Origin of the sequence: Flavobacterium aquidurense (genome assembly GCF_001404985.1) — a bacterium.
Classification (GTDB): Bacteria; Bacteroidota; Bacteroidia; order Flavobacteriales; family Flavobacteriaceae; genus Flavobacterium; species Flavobacterium aquidurense_B.
Window position 1 is genome coordinate 868449 of record NZ_JRLF01000015.1, and the last position, 20453, is coordinate 888901.

Annotated in this window: 14 protein-coding genes; 5 read left to right on the forward strand and 9 right to left on the reverse strand. The window is 34.5% G+C overall.

Going from position 1 to position 20453, the window contains the following annotated elements; translation table 11 throughout:
* Positions 1–142: 142 nt before the first annotated feature.
* The 3 genes from RC62_RS22280 to RC62_RS22290 form a co-directional block, all read right to left on the reverse strand.
* Positions 143–2242, reverse strand: a complete 2100-nt coding sequence (locus RC62_RS22280; RefSeq protein WP_055098544.1) for a protein-disulfide reductase DsbD family protein — start codon at positions 2240–2242, stop codon at positions 143–145.
* A complete protein-coding gene (gene tilS, locus RC62_RS22285; RefSeq protein ID WP_055098545.1) occupies positions 2242–3552 on the reverse strand; it encodes a tRNA lysidine(34) synthetase TilS in 1311 nt (436 codons plus the stop codon). The genes RC62_RS22280 and tilS overlap by 1 nt, the downstream gene beginning before the upstream one ends.
* A 292-nt stretch (positions 3553–3844) precedes the next feature.
* Positions 3845–5143 (reverse strand): anthranilate synthase component I family protein, encoded by a 1299-nt coding sequence (locus RC62_RS22290; RefSeq protein WP_055098621.1) that lies wholly within the window; start codon positions 5141–5143, stop codon positions 3845–3847.
* A 185-nt stretch (positions 5144–5328) separates the two neighbouring features.
* Here RC62_RS22290 and RC62_RS23055 point away from each other — a divergent pair, with 185 nt between their 5' ends.
* On the forward strand, positions 5329–6540 hold the full coding sequence (locus RC62_RS23055; RefSeq protein WP_055098546.1) for a vWA domain-containing protein: 1212 nt from the start codon (positions 5329–5331) through the stop codon (positions 6538–6540).
* 240 nt (positions 6541–6780) lie between these two features.
* On the forward strand, positions 6781–7155 hold the full coding sequence (locus RC62_RS22300; protein WP_055098547.1) for a DoxX family membrane protein: 375 nt from the start codon (positions 6781–6783) through the stop codon (positions 7153–7155).
* A gap of 91 nt (positions 7156–7246) precedes the next feature.
* Here RC62_RS22300 and RC62_RS22305 read toward each other — a convergent pair whose 3' ends face one another.
* The 3 genes from RC62_RS22305 to RC62_RS22315 form a co-directional block, all read right to left on the reverse strand.
* On the reverse strand, positions 7247–7789 hold the full coding sequence (locus RC62_RS22305; protein ID WP_055098549.1) for a lipocalin family protein: 543 nt from the start codon (positions 7787–7789) through the stop codon (positions 7247–7249).
* 684 nt (positions 7790–8473) lie between these two features.
* Positions 8474–9877 (reverse strand): dihydrolipoyl dehydrogenase, encoded by a 1404-nt coding sequence (lpdA, locus tag RC62_RS22310; RefSeq protein WP_055098550.1) that lies wholly within the window; start codon positions 9875–9877, stop codon positions 8474–8476.
* 516 nt (positions 9878–10393) lie between these two features.
* Entirely contained in the window at positions 10394–10849 is a 456-nt protein-coding gene (locus RC62_RS22315) for an Lrp/AsnC family transcriptional regulator (protein ID WP_055098551.1), read from the reverse strand.
* A 401-nt stretch (positions 10850–11250) separates the two neighbouring features.
* Between RC62_RS22315 and RC62_RS22325 the strand changes: the two genes are divergently transcribed.
* Positions 11251–12453, forward strand: coding sequence for an aminotransferase class I/II-fold pyridoxal phosphate-dependent enzyme (locus RC62_RS22325; protein ID WP_055098553.1), 1203 nt, complete (start codon positions 11251–11253; stop codon positions 12451–12453).
* Positions 12454–12728: 275 nt separating this feature from the next.
* On the opposite strand, the gene RC62_RS22330 is transcribed toward RC62_RS22325, so the two are convergent.
* Positions 12729–14663, reverse strand: a complete 1935-nt coding sequence (locus RC62_RS22330) for an amino acid permease (RefSeq protein ID WP_055098554.1) — start codon at positions 14661–14663, stop codon at positions 12729–12731.
* A 473-nt stretch (positions 14664–15136) separates the two neighbouring features.
* Positions 15137–18043 carry an FAD-binding and (Fe-S)-binding domain-containing protein gene (locus RC62_RS22335; protein WP_055098555.1) on the reverse strand — a complete coding sequence of 969 codons (2907 nt, stop codon included), beginning with the start codon at positions 18041–18043 and terminating at the stop codon, positions 15137–15139.
* A 200-nt stretch (positions 18044–18243) separates the two neighbouring features.
* Here RC62_RS22335 and RC62_RS22340 point away from each other — a divergent pair, with 200 nt between their 5' ends.
* Both RC62_RS22340 and RC62_RS22345 read left to right on the forward strand, forming a co-directional pair.
* Positions 18244–19053, forward strand: a complete 810-nt coding sequence (locus RC62_RS22340; protein WP_055098556.1) for a mechanosensitive ion channel family protein — start codon at positions 18244–18246, stop codon at positions 19051–19053.
* Positions 19054–19692: 639 nt separating this feature from the next.
* Positions 19693–19926 carry a hypothetical protein gene (locus tag RC62_RS22345; RefSeq protein ID WP_055098557.1) on the forward strand — a complete coding sequence of 78 codons (234 nt, stop codon included), beginning with the start codon at positions 19693–19695 and terminating at the stop codon, positions 19924–19926.
* A gap of 314 nt (positions 19927–20240) precedes the next feature.
* On the opposite strand, the gene RC62_RS22955 is transcribed toward RC62_RS22345, so the two are convergent.
* A complete protein-coding gene (locus tag RC62_RS22955; protein WP_157472611.1) occupies positions 20241–20405 on the reverse strand; it encodes a hypothetical protein in 165 nt (54 codons plus the stop codon).
* Positions 20406–20453 lie beyond the last annotated feature (48 nt).

Consider the following 20453-nt stretch of genomic DNA (forward strand, 5'->3'; position numbering starts at 1 on the left):
GTAATCAGAGTGCTTTTTGCTTTGAATTAATTTCAACCTTAATATTATAATTTTAGATTTTAGAATTCAGCTTTTAGATTCCCTACCTTCTTTATTCTATTTTCTATTTTCTTTATTCTATTCTCTTTCCTCTAAAAAAATATTATTTAAAATTTCCAATTCCTTCTTTTAGCCAATGCAAATATTCATCTGCATTTACATAACTAATTGTTGGTTTTGTATTGTTTAAATTCTTGCCTTCTAAATCAGTTATAATATATAATGGCTGAGTATTCGTTTTATATTTTGAGATCATAAAATCAGTCCATTTATCTCCAACAGTAATAATTTTATCGCCTGATTTAGTTACAAATTGCTCTTCTTTTGGCAATTCACGTTTATCATCTACATAAAGAGAAATCAAAACAACATCGTTTTTCAGGATTGGTAAAATCGTAGGTTCTGACCACACATTATTTTCCATTTTTCTGCAATTCACACAAGCATAACCTGTAAAATCAAGCATAATTGGTTTGTTGATTGATTTTGCATAAGCTAAACCATCTTCATAATCGTGAAAAACCATAATACCGTGCGGCCCTAATTCAGCTCCGTCAGGCAATCCTTTTATAGATTCGGCATTTCCTGCTGAATTAGCAGAACCTCCTACTCCAAACGGGCTTTCGCTATATTGTGGAGGAGGCGGAAAAGCGCTGATTAACTTTAATGGTGCTCCCCAAAGTCCCGGAATTAAATATACTGTAAACACTAATGTAAGCAATCCTAAATACAATCTGCCAACTGAAATATGTTGTAACGGACTATCGTGCGGCAATGTAATTTTTCCGAATAAATATAAAGTCAAAGCTGCAAAAATAGCGATCCAGATCGCAATAAAAACTTCTCTTTCTAATAAGTGTAATTGTAAAACTAAATCAGCATTTGATAAAAATTTAAATGCTAAAGCCAATTCTAAAAATCCTAAAACCACTTTTACAGTATTCAGCCATCCACCAGATTTTGGTAAAGAATTTAACCATCCCGGGAACATTGCAAATAACATAAACGGCAAAGCCAAAGCCAATGAAAATCCTAACATTCCAATAATTGGTGCAATTCCTCCATTTGAAGCCGCTTCTACTAATAAAGTCCCTACAATTGGTCCTGTACAAGAAAACGATACAATTGCCAGAGCTAAAGCCATGAACAATATTCCTATTATTCCGCCTCTGTCTGCTTGTTGATCTACTTTATTTCCCCATGAATTTGGCAACATAATTTCGAAAGCTCCCAAAAATGAAGTAGCAAAAATGATCAATATAATAAAGAAGATTAAGTTAAACCACACATCTGTAGACAAAGCGTTTAATGCATCTGCACCAAATATCTTAGTTACAATTAATCCTAAAATAACATAAATCGCAATAATTGAAAGTCCGTAAAAAATAGCATTTCTAATTCCTTTTGCCCTGCTTTTACTTTGTTTAGTAAAGAAACTTACCGTCATTGGGATCATCGGGAAAACACAAGGCGTTAATAACGCTGCAAATCCTGATATAAAAGCAATAAAAAAGATCGACCATAAACTTCTTGCCGGAGTCGGACCAGGCATATCTTCTTTTGATGGAGTTTCAGCAACAGCATTTTTTGTAGTTTCAACCTTAGCCGTTTCAATTGTTGGTTTTACTGTATCAACTGCTAAACCTTCTACTTTAGTTTCATCTTTCTTTACTTCTGAAACACTCGCAACCGCATCCATCTTAAAAGTGGAAGGAATTACAATTGAGAATTTTTTATTCGAATTGATACAAACTTCTTTACAAACCTGAAAATCAAATTCAACATCAACTGTTTTCAAATTCGGATTTATAATTGTTATTTCCTGTTCGATATGTGCCTTACCTTCAAAGAAAGTTTCATTTACACCAAAAACATCATTAAAAGCAGTTCTGGTTTTTCCTTCTTTAGCTTTTCCAACTAAATTATAGTTTCCTTTTTGATTTTTAAAGGCAATTTCCAAAGCAAGAGGTCCGCCATCCGGAGTAAATTGCGAATACATATGCCAGTCTTTTTCAATTGTTCCATCAAAAATTAAAACGGCATTATTCCCTGATTTCTTTTCAATTTTTGAAGTCCATTTTACCGGTTCCAGGATTTGAGCATTCCCTTTTGCAAAAGCAAACAAGAAAAACAGGAAAAACACAATGGTTTTATTCCAGATATTTTTCGACATTATCGTTTGATCGTATTGATTAGAGTTCATTATAGTAATTCTATTTTAAGTATTTTATTTGTGGTATTTTCAATTTTAAAACGTTCATCTTGTCTGATTCCAACAACCCAAACAATCTGATTATCTGAACATAAAAGCCATGTTTTTTCTTTTTCTATCAGGGATAACTTTTCATCTTTAAAAAGTTTACTCACTTTTTTAGACTTTCCATCCATCCCAAAAGGGTAAAAAATATCCCCTTCATTCCATTTACGTAAAACAAGTGGAAACTGGATTTTTTCAGCGTCCACAAAGATAGCTTTATTTGAATCTATTGTAATGTCGTCTACTTGACAAAGCTTCAATTTTAAGGGAAAATTAACTTCTTTATCGTTTGCCGAAATTTCAAATTCTTCCTTTTCTGCTATTTCAGAAATCGGGCTTAAAATTAAAGTATTCCTATTTTTTAGTAAACGAAACTCAGCCGAAAGCACTTGTTTTCCAGATTGTCCATCGACTAAATCATAAATATCGTTCCAGGCCAGAAAGCCAAATTCATTCAGCCACTGATATAAGTATGATTTATAATTAGGCAATTTTTTAAGCTGATTCAAATCAAAATGAATATCCTCACCGTCTTCTTTTGCTACTTGCTGATAAATCATAATCGAAGCATCTTCGACCATTTCCTGCGATTCCTGTAAATATGATTGTGTTTTCTTAAAAGCATTCAAAAAATTAGGATTGATTTCTTTCAGCATGGGAACCAAATCATGGCGAATCTTATTTCGAAGATATTTATTAGACGCATTACTGCTGTCTTCACGCCATTCGATATTATTTCCCTGAGCATATTTCAGGATTTCATCTCTGGAAAAAGGCAAAAGCGGGCGAATAATTCGATCGTTTTGTTCTGGAATACCTGTCAATCCTTCTAATCCTGTTCCTCTGGTTAAGTTGATAATAAAAGTTTCCAGATTATCATCGGCATGATGTGCGGTTAGAATATAATCGAATTTCTCTTTTTCTAAAAGTTCATAAAACCAACTGTAACGCAATTCACGTGCTGCAACTTGTGTCGATAGTTTATAATCTTTGGCAAAAGCCTCGGTATCAAATTGTGTGGTAAAAATCGGGATGTTATTTCGATCACAATAGTCCTGAATAAAACTCTGATCACCAAAACTTTCTAATCCGCGAAGTTGAAAATTGCAATGCAAAACAGCAATTTCATACGGTAACTGCTTTAACAAATGCAATAAAACCATGCTGTCCAATCCTCCGCTAATAGCCAGAAATAGTTTTTTTTCTTCCAAAAATGGAAATCTCGATGTAATGTGATTTTGAAATTTTGAAAACATTCGATAAATGTAAAAAATTAAATTCGATCTATTTTTAAATGAAATGTTAAGCGTGTATTTTGTTAATGCTTTTTGTCACGAATTGCACGAATTATCACTATTTTTTTTTCTGCCACAGATTAAAAGATTAGCACAGATTTTCTATATGAATTTCACGCAGATTTTAAAAAGATTTAAGCCGATGAGCGCAGATTAATTTTATAAAAATCTAACTAAATCTGCTTTGATCTTTTTAAATCTGCGTGAAACAAAATCACTTTAATCCTTTAATCTTTGGCTAACTTTTTAAAAATTACTGCAAAACTTCGTGCATTGCTTTCGCTTTCAACAAACATTCTTCGTATTCATTTTCCGGTATTGATTGTGCTGTAATAGCACTTCCTACAGAAAAAGAAACGTATTTATTTTCCTGATTATACAAAATACTTCTGATCACAACATTAAAATCAAAGTCGCCATCCGGTGTAAAATAACCAACTGACCCACTATACAAACCACGTTTGGTTTCTTCCAGGTTTTCTATAATTTTCATAACCGAAATTTTTGGGGCTCCGGTCATACTTCCCATTGGGAAAGTGGTTCTTAAAACATCGATTGGCGAATATTGCGGATCTAATTTTGAAGTTATTGTAGAAATCATTTGGTGAACCTGCAAGAACGAATAGATTCTACAAAGCTCTACAACCTTTACAGAACCTTTTTGCGCTGTGTGCGACAAATCATTCCGAACCAAATCTGTAATCATGATATTCTCTGCACGTTCTTTGGAATCAGATTCTAAAAATTGTTTTGATTTTTCGTCTTCAATTGGGTCCAAAAACCTTTTTGAAGTTCCTTTTATAGGCTGAGAAATCAAAGTCTCTCCTACTCTTTTCAGATAACGTTCCGGTGAAGCTGAAAGCAAAAAATGTTTATGATTTTTAAAAAAAACCGAAAATGGTGCCTTTGAAATTTTATTGAGTTTCTGAAATTTTTCAAGCGGATTTATAACTGCATTTTCCGCATAAAACTCCATACAAAAATTAGCCTCATACATATCGCCTTTATGAATATGATCGAGCATTTTCGAAACTTTTTCTACATACAAATCTTTTGAAATACGCTGTTGCACTTCTCCCGCCGTTCCGACTTCGTTTAGCGTTATAAAAGAATAATTTTCACTTTGAACGATTTCCTCAAAATCATCTTCCACCTCATCATCACACAATAATAAATACTGCATTTCGAGTTCATTTCCTTTTAATGAAATTATTTTTTTTGGCTGAAAGAAAAATAAATCAGGAAAATCTAAACCATCAAAATTGGAAGAACTTACTTGCTCAATATCATTTTTTAAATCATATGAAAGATAGCCAAAAAGCCAGTCTTTAGTGGTTTGTTGATATTGTTTAAGGTCATCAAAAGCATTGTGGAAATCAGTTTTTAGCGAAGTAAAAGCATCCACAGCCAACACGCAATCAAAACTGGAATATTCTTGTGGATACGAATTGCTATCCAAAAAAATAACCTCGCGAAATTGTTGCGACCAGCTTAAAAGTTGTTGTTTAAAATGCTCTGGATTTGAAATATGTTTATGAATGGAAACTCTCAAAAAAGTATAATTTTTAGATTTCAAAATTACGACAAAAAAAATCCTTCGATAAAATAATACTCAAAAATTATTGGCACACTTTTTAGTACACGGAATTAAGAGTTATTATAAAAACAGCTTTTTAACACAAAACCACTTTTAATAAAACCAAAAACATCATTTATCAATTAAATTTTAAAACCTTTATGAAAACAATTGCAAAATTAAGCTTAATCGCCGTGGTAATTACCACATTATTATTTTCTTGCAAAAAAGCAGATGCCACCTCTTCTGCTGAAGAAGCCAGAGAAACTTCAATTACAGCTACAGAAGATCGTGCTGAAACAGAATCTTCAGGAGACAGCTACTCTGAAACCGAAATACAACAGCAAATACAGGCTGGACAAATTACCGCAGGCGAATGGAATGATTTAAGTAATTGGGCATTTTGGGAATCATTGAATGCAAATTCTGAATTTGCTGAAATGAGCAATTACTGGAAGTATCGCCTAAACGACAGAGTTTCTGTAAACATAAAATATGATTCGGAAAATTTAACAGATGTGCCTGTTTCATTAATAAACGCTCAAAATGAAATCGTTTGGTCATCCAGAACAAATAATAAAGGAAATGCAGAATTTTGGCCTCATTTAAAGGATGGAAACCAATCTAATCAACAAAACTTAAAAATTAAAATTGGGGACGAGATATTCAAAAACATCCAAACCTATACTGATAAAAAAGTCAACAGATTAGTTTTGCAAAATTACAATGCAAAAAATACCGAAAAGAAAATTGATATCGCATTTATGGTTGATGCAACTGGTTCTATGGGAGATGAACTGGAATATTTAAAAAAAGAATTGACAGACGTTATTTCTAAAGTAAAAAATAAAAACCAAGATGTTGCTATAAATATGGGAGCCGTTTTTTACAGGGATAAAGGCGAAGATTATGTTACCAAAATATCTGACTTTTCAAATGATATTGATGATACTGTTGATTTTATAAAAGAACAATCAGCCGAAGATGGAGGAGATTTCCCGGAAGCAGTTGAAACAGCTTTAGATAAATCGATTAATGATTTAGAATGGTCTGAAGATGCTACGTCAAGAATATTATTTTTAGTATTAGATGCTCCGCCACATTATGATGATCAAATTATCTCAGAAATTCATGATTTGATAGCAACTGCAAGTAAAAAAGGAATCAGAATAATCCCGATAACTGCCAGCGGAATAGATAAAGAAACAGAATTTTTAATGCGTTATATGGCAATTGCAACTAATGGAACTTATGTTTTTATAACCAATGACAGCGGTATTGGCAACGATCATCTTGTTGCATCAGTAGGAAATTATCAGGTTGAACATTTAAATAAATTAATGGTCAGACTTATAAATGAGACTATAAAATAGCAAAATTTATTATAATATCACCAATAAAAAAACAAGAAAAGTGTTAATAAAACAGTAATTTGATAAGAAAAAAATCGTTATATTTGATATAGTATTAAATTAAACTCAATATACAATTGTATTGCTTACAGAATTCTTAATAAAAAACATTTAAAACACATTTTCATTTTATTAGAGAATTCAGATTTAAAATATTTATCAGCAAGTAAATTATTTTTTAACCTTATTAAATCTAGTATTATGAAAATTGCTACCATTATTGTCCGTGTTTTAATTGGTCTATTGTTGCTTTTTGCTTCTATAAGTTATTTTTTTCATCTAATGCCGGAACCAGAAACAACAGGGAATTTTAAAGCTTTTAATGTTGGTTTAATGGCTTCAACTTATCTAATGCCTTTAGCAAAATCAATAGAATTGCTTTGCGGAATTGCATTTGTAACAGGACGTTATGTAACATTGGCTAATATTTTGATCCTGCCAATTACAGTAAACATTTTGTTTATCAATTATTTCCTGGCTCCTGAAGGTTTACCAATTGCAGGATTACTGTTCCTGGCTAACTTATTTTTGATTTACAGATATTGGGATAATTATAAAAGTGTTTTCACCAGATAATCTATTCCATTTTACAAATAATAGCAAACCCGATAGGTTTTAAAATCTATCGGGTTTCTTATTTAATAAAAATCAACGTTTATAATTTTTATTAATTTGTCTTATTGTGTTCTGTCCAAACCAAATCTGAAACATTATAACCAATTTCCTGTGCTTTTACAAGATAATTGGCTTTTATGCTTTCAGGAATGGTAGTCTCTCTGGAAAGTATCCACATGTATTTTAAGTTTTCACCAGCAACAAGAGCATATTTGTAATTATCATCAATAGCAATTACATTATATCCGGCATAAAAAGGACCAAAAAATGAGACCTTAAGCATAGCAACATCATCTTTTTTGACGAATTTGGCTTTTCCTATGCTTTCTTCCCATTTGTCTTTTTTGACATTGTAGCCCTTATTATCTACTTTTATTGTTCCGTTATTGTTTAGAGAATATTCGGCAGTGACGTTGTTGAGATCTTTTTCATATTTAAAATCCAATCTTGCAATTTCGTACCATTTCCCTAAATATTTCGTTTTGTCAAAATTAGTAACTGCTTTTGCTTTTTCCGGAATTGTTGCTCCACATGAATAAAGTGCAAGCGCAACTCCTGCCCCAATAAGAACTGGAGCTATATATCTATTTTTCATAATATTACCTTTTAGATTTATAAAGGTAATCTGAGAAACCTAAATTTAATTTACAACATTTTTATTTGATTTTATATTTTCTAACTATTGAAATCTTTTATTGGATTACCGTTAAGCTAAATTGTATTAGATATAAAACGCTTCAAAGAAGCTAAATATCTATAGCGTAATTTATTGTCGTCGACATAAAGCTCCAGCGGAGCGACATATGTATCGATTATAAATATGTCGCTCCGCTGGAGCTTGGAATCTTTGCGACAATGCTCTGCTATAAATATTTTGCTCCTCTGGAGCTTTTTTAAATTTTAATAATCTATTTAATGAATGAAATATTTTATCTACTATAAATATGTGGTCTCTACGAGACAAAAAAATGGTAAATGCTATTTTTTCTACCAATATATAATCTCTCCGAGATATAAAATTTATATGTTATGATTAAATATTAGTTTAACTCCGTTAGGAGATTAATGCTGATAGAAACTATCAATATATAATCTCTCCAAAATATAAAATTTATATGTTATGATTAAATATTAGTTTAACTCCGTTAGGAGTTTAATGTTGGTAGAAACAAAATAACCCAGTTGGTAAAAAGTGGCCCTTAGGGACTACATAAAAAATAAAAACCGCCAATTCTGAAATTTCAGAATTGGCGGTTTTTAAAAATATGTTTAACGTAAATTATACGTGTAATGCTCTGTTATCTGTAGCGGCTAATGCAGCTTCTTTTACTGCTTCAGCAAAAGTTGGGTGCGCATGGCTCATTCTTGAGATATCTTCAGCAGACGCTTTGAACTCCATTGCGGTAACTGCCTCAGCAATTAAGTCTGCTGTACGTGCTCCAATCATGTGAACTCCTAAAACCTCATCGGTTTTAGCATCGGCGATGATTTTTACGAATCCGTCAAGATCTCCACTTGCTCTTGCACGACCTAAAGCTTTGAAAGGAAAACTTCCAACTTTGTATTCTGTTCCTGAAGCTTTTACCTGCTCTTCTGTTTGTCCAACTGCAGCAACTTCCGGCCAAGTGTACACTACACCAGGAATTAAGTTATAATCAATATGTGGTTTTTGACCAGCTAAGATTTCAGCAACCATAGTTCCTTCTTCTTCTGCTTTGTGTGCCAACATTGCTCCACGAACCACGTCTCCAATTGCATAAATATTTGGAACATTAGTTTGTAAATGATCGTTTACTTCTACTTGTCCTCTATCAGAAATTTTAACTCCTGCTTTGTCAGCGTTTAATCCGTCTGTGTAAGGACGACGACCAACAGAAACTAATGAATAATCTCCTTCTAAAGTAATAGTTTCTCCTTTTGCATTTTCAGCCTGAACTACAACAGCATCGCCGTTTCTTTCTACTGATTTTACTTTATGAGAAACGTAAAATTTCATTCCTTGTTTTTTCAATACTTTAGTCAATTCTTTAGACAAAGAAGCATCCATTCCAGGAATAATTCTGTCCATGAATTCTACTACAGAAACCTGAGCTCCTAAACGTAGGTAAACTTGTCCAAGCTCGATTCCGATAACTCCACCACCAATGATTACTAAATGTTTTGGAACTTCTTTTAAAGCCAAAGCTTCAGTAGAAGTGATGATTCTTTCTTTATCAATTTTGATGAATGGTAAAGAAGATGGTTTTGAACCTGTAGCGATTACAGTATATTTTGCTTCGATAGTTTCTGATGTTCCGTCAGCTTTTGCAACTGCAATATGTGTTGCGTCTACGAAAGAACCTAAACCATTGAAAACAGTAATTTTATTTTTATCCATTAAGTAGTTGATTCCACCTACGGTTTGATCTACAACTGCTTGTTTACGAGCAATCATTTTCTCTAAATTGATTTTTACATCTCCGGAAACTTCGATTCCGTGATCTGCAAAATGAGCAATTTCGGCATAATGATGAGAAGAAGATAGTAATGCTTTTGAAGGAATACAACCTACGTTAAGGCAAGTTCCGCCTAATGAATTATATTTTTCTACAATTGCAGTTTTGAAACCTAATTGTGCGCAACGAATTGCTGATACATATCCGCCAGGACCTGAACCTATAATGACTACGTCAAATGAACTCATAGTTTGTCTATTTATTTTTAGCGATACAAAATTAAGGAATAAAGTTTTGTTTAAAGTTTAAATCTCAATGTTTTTTGTGTGAAATTTTGGGAGGGAGTTTTTACCGCAAAGTGCGCAAAGATTTACGCAAAGATTAGCAAAGTTTTGTTTTTTTAGTCTCGCGAAAACGCAAAGTCACAAAGTTTTTTGCCACTAATTAAACAAATTCTCTCTAATTATTTTGTCTCGCACAGATTTTGCAGATAATGTAATTTTTTTAAAAAAAACAATGATTGTATCTTCTTATTTGTCATTTCGACGAAGGAGAAATCTCCGCAAGAAGCTCGACAAAGATTGGATTTTCGTTACGGAGTTACTTACGGAGATCCTTCGTTCCTCAGAATAACAAAAATGGCAAAAAAACTTTGCGCCTCTGCGACTTCGCAAGATTATTTTTATCATTTTATGTAGACGCACTGCTGTGCGTCTCTACGAAAAACCGTTGCCTCTTTGAACCTCTGAACCTTTGAACCTACTTTAAAAAATCACCGTCGAATTCTTCACTTCACTAATCATAAACATACTTTGTGTACTGCCTATGTGCTGTAACGAAGTAAGTTTTGTGACCAAAAATTCTCTGTATTCCTCCATATCTTTTACGAGAACTTTCAGGATATAATCGTAATCGCCGCTTACGTGATGGCATTCCAGAACTTCGTTGAGCTTGATGACTTCGCTTTCGAATTTGGTTAAAAATTCTTTAGTATGCTGAATAAGTTTTAAATGACAGAAAACTACAAATCCCTTATCGATTTTGGATTTATCGACTAACGCTACGTAGTTTTTGATTATGCCTTCGCGCTCTAACTTTTTGATGCGTTCGTAAACTGCGGTTACTGACAGATTGAGTTTTAAGGACAATTCTTTGGTTGTCTTTTTACTGTCGGTTTGTAATAAAACGAGGAGTTTTTTATCGGTGGCGTCTAAAGTCATTTTAGTTGTTGGTTAGTGGTTGATAGTTGTTAGTTTATTGAAATGAAATAAAATCTATTGATTTAGGTTTTGCAAATCAAATTTAGAAAAATAAACTTTCATAAGTAATTTTTATAGTTTTAAAATCTAATTAAATACTATACAGTTGATTAATTTTCTTAATAACCGTTATTTTGAATAGAATTTCTTTTGAAAACGAGTTTCATAGCCCTGATAGAAGTGGAAATCCTTTTGTGCCGGTCCCGAGGCTTCGGGAGTTACAAAAGATTGAAACGTCCCGTCCCGAAGCTTCGGGATCGGGAGCAGGAAATAGCTCCTGAAAATTCCAAAAATCAATTTCAATAACAAAAACAATAATACTAACCAGAGGAGATTGCTTTTTTCCTCGTAATGACATAAAAATGAAAAACTTTAACCCAGCAGACAAAATTCAGGATTTGCAGTATTTTGGAGAATTTGGAGGAGTGAATCCTTCGATTTCTGATTCATCAACTTATACGTTTCTTTCGGCAAAAACGATGTTCGATACTTTCGAGGGAAATATGGAAGGCTGTTATTTGTATTCGCGCCATTCTTCGCCCAGTAATTTATACCTTGATCAGGCTTTGGCAGCGATGGAAGGAACGGAAACTGCAAATGTTTCGGCATCAGGAATGGGTGCAATTACACCTACTCTACTGCAATTGTGCGGTGCTGGTGATCACATCGTTTCAAGCAGAACAATTTATGGCGGAACTTATGCTTTTTTGAAAAATTTTACGCCAAGGTTCGGGATTGAAACAAGCTTTGTAGACATTACAAAACTGGATGTTGTTGAAGCTGCAATTACACCAAAAACAAAAGTTTTGTATTGTGAAACCGTAAGCAATCCTTTATTGGAAGTGGCTGATATTGCCAGTTTGGCTAAAATTGCCAAAAAACACAATCTGAAATTGGTTGTTGATAATACCTTTTCGCCATTATCAGTTTCTCCTGCAAAATTAGGCGCTGATATTGTAATTCATAGTTTAACGAAATACATAAACGGAAGCAGCGATACGGTTGGCGGCGTGACTTGTGCATCGAAGGAATTTATCAATGCTTTGAAAAATGTAAACTCGGGAGCAAGCATGCTTTTAGGGCCAACGATGGATAGTTTGCGATCAGCATCTGTAATGAAAAATCTGCGCACGTTACATATCCGAATCAAACAACACAGTCATAATGCCCATGTTCTGGCAGATAAATTCGAAAAAGACGGACTTAAAACGGTTTATCCGGGATTGAAAAGTCATCCGAGTCATGAACTATACAAAACGATGATTAATCCGGAATATGGTTTTGGCGGAATGATGACAATCGATGTTGGAACTTTGGCTAAAGCCAATGAATTAATGGAGTTAATGCAAGAAAGAAACTTAGGATATCTGGCTGTAAGTTTAGGATTCTATAAAACATTATTCAGCGCTCCGGGAACTTCGACTTCGAGTGAGATTCCGTTAGAAGAACAACACGAAATGGGATTGACAGATGGTTTGATTCGTTTTTCGATTGGATTGGATAATGATATTGAACGTACTTACGAAATGATGAAGGCTTGTATGGTAGAATTAGGAGTTCTTTGATTGTTTATTTCGCAGAGAGTCACTTAGAGTTTTCGCAGAGATTCACAAAGGTTATTTCATGCAGATTTAAAAAGATTTAAAGCAGATCTGCGCAGATTTATTTATTGCTTAAGCTTAAAAAAAAATCTATTTTTATCTGCTTTTATTTGCAAAATATGTGTGAAACAAAAATCTTTTAATCCATTAATCCTTGGCAAAAAATAAAAAGCCGTTTTGAAATCATCTTCAAAACGGCTTTTTCATTTATAATTTATAATTCACAATTAAATAATTATCTAGGCTTCTGCAGGGAAATTCAGTTTACTGTTTTTTCTACTGTATGTAAAGTAAATAAATAACCCGATTAGTAACCAGATCGTAAAATAAATCCAGTTCCAGACGCTTAATTCAGCCATCATATAAAGACAGCAGATTAATCCTAAAAGCGGAATTAAAGACAGGTTTTTTCTAAAGGCCCAAACGGCTAATCCAACCAAAACGAATAAGAATATCCACATTGGGATCTTGTGTTTGAATAAACTAAAACCTGATTCGTATTTTAATGAATCATTGATTGGCAATCCTTTTACAACCTCAGCATATTTAGCATCGTCGTCTTGATATTGGCTTAATAAATGTTCTAAATCGGCAGTTTCTGCAGTTTTATTATGCACATCAATGCTTTCTAAATAATTGAAAACTTTAGCAGATTGTTCTTTATCCAAAGAGGTAATAATTGTTGTTGCATCATTTGTTTGTGCCTCGTTATTAATAAAAGCCATTGTAGCTTTATTATTAAAAGCAAAAGCATAATATAATCCGGCGATCATTAAAACTGGCAAAATAAATTTTGAATTGATATAAGGCGTTTTAAATTTTCCTCTTGGTATTTCCGGTTTATTTTGCAAAACCAAAACTCCCGCACAAACCAGTACAAAGGCAAATAAAGTCCCGATACTGCATAAATCAGTAACCATTGTTAAGTTAAGGAACAAAGCAGGAACTGCGACCACAAAACCGGTTACGATTGTTGCAAATGATGGTGTTTTAAATTTTGGGTGAACGGTCGAAAATTTCTTTGGCAATAAACCATCACGGCTCATACTCATCCAGATACGAGGCTGTCCCATCTGGAAAACCAATAAAACACTCGCCATAGCAATTACAGCACTAACGGCAATAATTCCCGACATCCATTTAAGGTTTAGTTTATCGAAAACAAACGCCAGAGGATCTCCTACATTTAATTCGTTATAACGCACCATTCCGGTTAAAACCAAAGCAATGGCAATATATAAAATAGTACAAATGATAATAGCCCACATCATACCTCGCGGTAAATCACGTTGCGGATTTTTACATTCCTCAGCAGTTGTTGAGATCGCGTCAAAACCAATATAGGCAAAGAAAACAGCCGAAACTCCTTTTAAAACTCCGCTAACTCCATTTGGTGCAAACGGATCCCAATTGGCAGTATCTACATAAAATACACCAACTGCAATTACTAAAAGTACAATACAAAGTTTTACAATAACCATTAAGTTACTCGCATTACGAGACTCTTTCATTCCTCTGTAAACCAAAGCGGTGATTAAAACAATGATAAACAATGCCGGTAAATCTGCCACAAAATGGAAAGATCCAATTGTTGGTGCTGTTGTCCAGGCGGTATGAGCTGCTTGTAATGAAGTGCTTAAATTTTCGAAAGATTTTCCACCCTGCATTAAAGCTGTGGCGTCTTTAAATCCGTTTGAAGCCGTTAGATAATCCATCTGGATCCATTGCGGGAGATGAATTCCGCCGCTCTGGAGCAGTCCTGTAAAGTAATCACTCCACGATATGGCGACCGTTATATTCCCAACTGCATATTCCATGATTAATGCCCAGCCAATTATCCAGGCAATTAATTCTCCAAAAGCTACGTATGAATAAGTATAGGCACTTCCTGAAACCGGAACCATTGAGGCAAATTCGGCATAAGCAAAAGCGGCAAAACTACAGGCTAATGCGGTAAATAAAAATAAGAAAATTACAGCAGGACCACCATCTGCACTGGCTTTCCCGATGGTACTAAAAATTCCTGCTCCTACAATAGCAGCAATCCCGAAGGCTGTTAAATCTTTGGTCGTTAAATGTTTTCCTAATGCATTATGACCATCTGCTTCGTTTTTTGCAACTTGCTTCAGAATATCTTGTACCGTTTTTTTTCGGAATAAACCTGATAATGCCATATATGAGTTTGCTTTATAAATTAATATTTTTCGGTCTTTGTGGTTTTATTTTGCAAATAATGCAAAAATTATCCTGATTTCAAATATATAAAACCATTTTGTTTTATCTGTATATTTTTTGCCCAAGGATTTTACAGATTTAACTGGTTTGCGCGGATTTATTTTTTGTGCCACGAATTTCACAAATTAGCACGAATTATTTTTTGCCACTGATTAAATGATTAAACACTGATTATTTTAATATTTATCAATTAAATCTGCAGAATCTGCGAGATAAAAAATATTTTAATCCTTTATCTGTAGCTAAAATTTTTCACGCAGATTTAAAATGATTTAAGCAGATGCGCGCAGAGTGATTTTAATAAAAATCTAAATTAAATCTACTAAAATCTGCCTAATCTGCGAGAAACAAAAAAAATCCGTGTACATCCGAGTTTTCACGAAGTGAATCCGTGTCATCCGCGTGCCATTTCTCAACGCAAACAATTCCTTAAAATACTCACAGGATGTTGTGCTTCACGACTCGTTCCGTCAAAAATTTGATGGCGACAACTGGTTCCCGCAGCAGCGATTTTTACGTTTTGAGCCGTGGCGCGCACTTTAGGGAATAAAGTATCCTCTCCCATTTGCATGCTTACCTGATAATGTTCTTTTTCGTAACCAAAAGATCCCGCCATTCCGCAACAACCCGAATTGTAAATCGTAACCGTATTATTAGTCGGTAAATTTAGCATTGCGAAAGTCGCTTCGACAGAACTCAATGATTTTTGATGACAATGTCCGTGAATTTTAATTTCCTTTTTTTCTTGTGAGAAAGAATCGGGAGTGATTTTTCCGTCGATAATTTCTTTTTTAAAGAATTCTTCGATTGTAAAAGCGCTTTGAGCCACTTTTTCAGCTGCTTCTTTATCATCTGCAAGACGCAAATATTCGTCTCTAAAAGTCAAAATTGCCGATGGTTCTATCCCTATTAATGGCGCTTTCGCAGAAATTAGATCTTTGAAAATATTTACATTGATATTCGTAATTTTCTTCGCTTCTTCCAGAAATCCTTTCGATAAATAGGTTCTACCGCTTTCTTCGTGATTTACGATTAAAACTTTGTAACCTAATTTGGTCAATAATTCGAAAGCATCGATGCCGATATTTACATCGTAATAATTCGTGAATTCGTCATTGAACAAATATACTTGTCCGTTTGGGAAATCGTTTTGTTGTGGTTTATGATTTTCATACCACTTTTTGAATGTGCGTTTTGCCAATAACGGAACTTGTCTTTCGGGTGCAATTCCCATACTTTTTTTCACCAGCGACTGATTCGAAATAAAATTCGTAATCGCAGGAAACAAACTTCCCATTTTATTCAGTTTTGCGTTGTGGGCAAAAATCTTATTTCGGGTCGAGAAACCGTTTGCTTTTTGGTATTGGTATAAAAATTCTGCTTTAAGCGTTGCAACATCTACATTACTCGGACATTCGCTGGCGCAGGCTTTACAGCTTACACACAATTCAAAAACTTCGTAAAGTTCTTTCTGGTCAAATTTATTTTCTTTCTCAGAATAGGTCAAATATTCACGTAACGCATTCGCTCTCGCACGCGTTGTTTCCTTTTCATTTTTAGTAGCACGATAACTCGGGCACATTGCGCCTCCTGCCGATGGTAATTTTCTGCAATCTCCGGATCCGTTGCATTTTTCGGCAGCGCGCAGAATTCCTAAACTGTCTGAGAAATCCTGAAACGTTTTAATATCCGGTTCAACCCTGCCCGAAACGACACGATGATTTTCGTCCATTTTCAAGGCATTTACAATCTTCCCGATATTCAAAACCGAATTCGGGTCAAATGCCAATTTGATTCTTTTCAGCAATTCATAATTCGTTTCGCCAATCATAAACGGAATAAATTCTCCGCGCACGATTCCGTCTCCATGTTCACCACTTAAAGAACCTCTGTATTTCTTCACCAAAATCGCAACATCGGTCGCAATGGTCCTGAATAATTTTAAATCAGATGTTTTCTTCAAATTCAAAACCGGACGCAAATGTAGTTCTCCCGCTCCGGCATGTGCATAATAAATCGCTCCTTGCCCGTGACGTAACATCATCGCCGAAAACTCGGCAATATAAGCCGGTAAATCGCTTAATTCTACCGCAGTATCTTCTATAGAATCGGCAGCTTTATCATCGCCTACAATACTTCCTAAAAGTCCGAGACCGGCTTTTCTAAGTTCATTTACTTTCTCGATATCCGCTCCGTAAATTTTTACAAGTGCATAACCAAAGTTGTTTTTCTCTAAATCAGCCACCAAAGCATTTGCTTGGTTTTCGGCATCTTCGGGATCATTCGAAGCGACTTCAAACATCATAATCGCTTTGGGTTCTCCTACCAAAAAGAATCTGTTTTTAATGTGTTCTCGGCTCGTTTTCGTACAATCCAAAATCGTATCATCGATCATTTCGCAAGTATACAAATGATGTTTCATTGCTATTACCACAGATTCCAGCGATTCCTGAATGCTATGATAATGCGCCACGACCATAATATTATTCGCTGGCGGTAAATCATCAACTTTCAAAGTGATTTCGGTAGTAAAAACCAGAGTTCCTTCGCTTCCGCAAAGTAATTTCCCAACGTTAATTGTAGGTTCTGTTCCGCCAAACAAGTCCGATTTTAATAAAATATCAACCGCATAACCTGTATTTCGTCTGTGAATTTCAGGTTTAGGAAACTCTTTTATAATTTCGTCCTGCGTTGCTTTAACAGAAAGCTCGTCGTAAAGACTTTTATATATTTTATTTTCTAAAGAATTGCCTTTGGTTTTCTCGATAAATTCAGCCGAAGTCAATTCATGAAAAACTACCGGAGAACCATCGCTCAAAATTCCTTTTATTTCTACAATTTTATCACGCGTAACGCCATAACGAATCGAGGTTGTCCCGGAGGAATTATTCCCCACCATTCCGCCAATCATACAACGATTTGTTGTCGATGTATTAGGTCCAAAAAATACGCCGTGAGGTTTCAGGAATAAATTGAGTTCATCGCGAATTACGCCGGGCTGCACCGTAACTGTTTTTTTAATAGGGTCGAAATTCAGGATTTTGGTAAAGTTTTTCGAAACATCGACCACAATTCCGTCACCAACCGTTTGTCCGGCAAGCGAAGTTCCGGCAGTTCTTGGCGTAATCGAAATATGATGCTGCGCCGCAAACCTGATTATTTTACTAATATCTTCGATCGTTTTAGGCACGGCAACCGCTTTGGGTTTTATCCGGTATACAGAAGCATCTGTCGAATAAAGCGTTTTATGAAGTTCGTCGTATAAAAGTGTGCCTTCGAGCGTGCCGGCGAATTGCTCTAACTGAGATTGGGTCAACATGTAAATGGTGCGTTTTAAAAAAATATTCCCTCAAAAACTGAGACAACAAATATAAATATATAGCATCGTAAAATGATACAAATTGGCAATTTATGTAACTGTTTAACTCATATTTTATAAAATTAAAGCCTAATTCTGTAAAACGCGCCAATTGCAAAATCCCTACTTTTAAAAATATACATTTTACGCCTTTTATAATTATGGAAAATTTTCTGCAAGACGTCTTCAAACACGTAGAAACTTATTATTACAGCATTGTCGATCTTACACCAAAATTTATTCTTGCCGTTGCCGTTATTCTCGTCTCCTGGTTTATTGCAACACGAGTAGGGATTTTTGCCGGAAACCGACTCAAAGTAAGAATGCACGACAGACTTCTGGCTACTTTTATTGCGCGACTTATAAAATCTGTCCTTATTATTATTGGGGTTTTGATCATGTTTAAGATTATTGGTCTCGACGGAATCGCACAAAGTATGCTTGCCGGTGCCGGAATATCAGCTTTTGTGATTGGTTTTGCGCTTAAGGATATTGGCGAAAATTTCCTTGCCGGAATTCTGCTCGCTTTCAAACGTCCGTTTTCTATTGGTGACATTATCGAGAGTAACGGCGTAAAAGGCGAAGTTATCAACCTCAACCTTCGTGATACCGAAGTTAAAAGCGATTCGAAAATTATTTATATCCCAAACGCTCTTTTAATAAAAAATACGCTGATTAATTACAACAGCGCCGGATTTCTACTCCAGACTTTTACTGTAGGACTCGAATTTGGCTCTGATTATAATCGTGCCATCGAACTCGTAAAAGAAGTTATGGAACGCAACGACGACGTAACCGACAAAGAACACAACGATTCGGCCATAATTACAGATGTTACCGCCGGAGTCGCCCAACTCAACATTCGCTATTGGGTTCAAACCGGCACCACAACCAACAAGGCCGAAAACCGCTCGAAAATTATTTCGGAAGTTCTAAATACTTTAAAAGAAAATGAATTTGTCCTGAAATAGGTTTTTAAAAAGGGATAAAAGGACAGAGTGGCAAAGGGACAGAGGTTTCTCTTCTACACGATTGTCGCGAGGCTTCCGGAGAAGGATTAGAAGCTATTTCCTTCACCCGAGCCTGAAAGTGCGAACTGGCGAAGCAATCCCTTCCAATCTTTTCCTTGCTAAAGAAGCAAGAAAAAAGGATTTCCACTTCTATCAGGGCTAGGGTTCTAGTTTCCATAAGAAATTGATAAATTTATACAAGGGAAATCCCATAATTTTGTCATTTCGACCGAAGGGAGAAATCTCCACAAACTGAGCACGCATTGTTGTGGAGTTTCTTACGAAGATTTCTCCTTCGTCGAAATGACAAACTACCTAAAGTCTGGCTAAGTTTATCTTTTCTCAAAATGACGTTTTATATTTACATCACAGAAATGATTTAAAGTGTTCAATCTCATTTTTTTTAAAACCAAAAAATAATATTTTTCTTACTTTTAATTATTGTTTTTACTATATTTACAACTTCTTAAACTACGACACTGAGAAATTAATTAAATTTTACCCTTGTGGTACGGTGCCAATTATTATAAACAACGATAATGCTATTAAATGATTGCAACACCTTATTAACATGGGTTTTTATTCAACAAATGTCAAGTTATGAGTACAAACACCCTTTCAAAAGAAGCCCAAACAAGGCTTACAGATTTTTTCAACAAAACAATTGAGCCAGAAAGTATGGCAAAAGCACTAAGACAAGTAAATTATATTCTCGCTTTAGGAGTTATTCGAGAAGATGAAACACTTCAACAAGAAATTATCAAATTAGAAAACAGCTTTTATTGGCTCAATGAATTAGCCGAGATTTTAAATCCTTATTTGGATGAGGAGTAATTTCTAATAATCATTTTTTACAAAAAAACCTCGATCTTAAAAAGTCGAGGTTTTTGATTATATTCTATTTTTTTAATCTATTTCATCACAACGATAGCGCGGATTTGCAATCCGTGCCCGCAAAGATTTGACAGAATAAAAGCTAAAAAATTATATACTTTATGGGCACGGATTGCAAATCCGCGCTATCGGGTTGTAGAGTAAGATTTGATTTTATAATAAATGAAAAACCCTCGATTTTAAAAAGTCGAGGGTTTTCGTTTATTCTGCTAAATAATTTATTGTGACAGATACAAAGTTGGGAGATTTCAGAATCATTTTCTTGATTTCCTATTTGTACTATAAGTCGTTGAAGGGCTTTTTTCGGCTTTAGCTTTTGTTACGTACTGTCCACTTTTGGCACTTCTGTATTGTTTTTTAGCTTGAGCATTTGAACTAAATGCAAATAATAATGCAATAATTAAAATTAAATTTTTCATAGTTATATATTTATTAATATTCTTGAAATAAATTTATTTTTCTAAAAT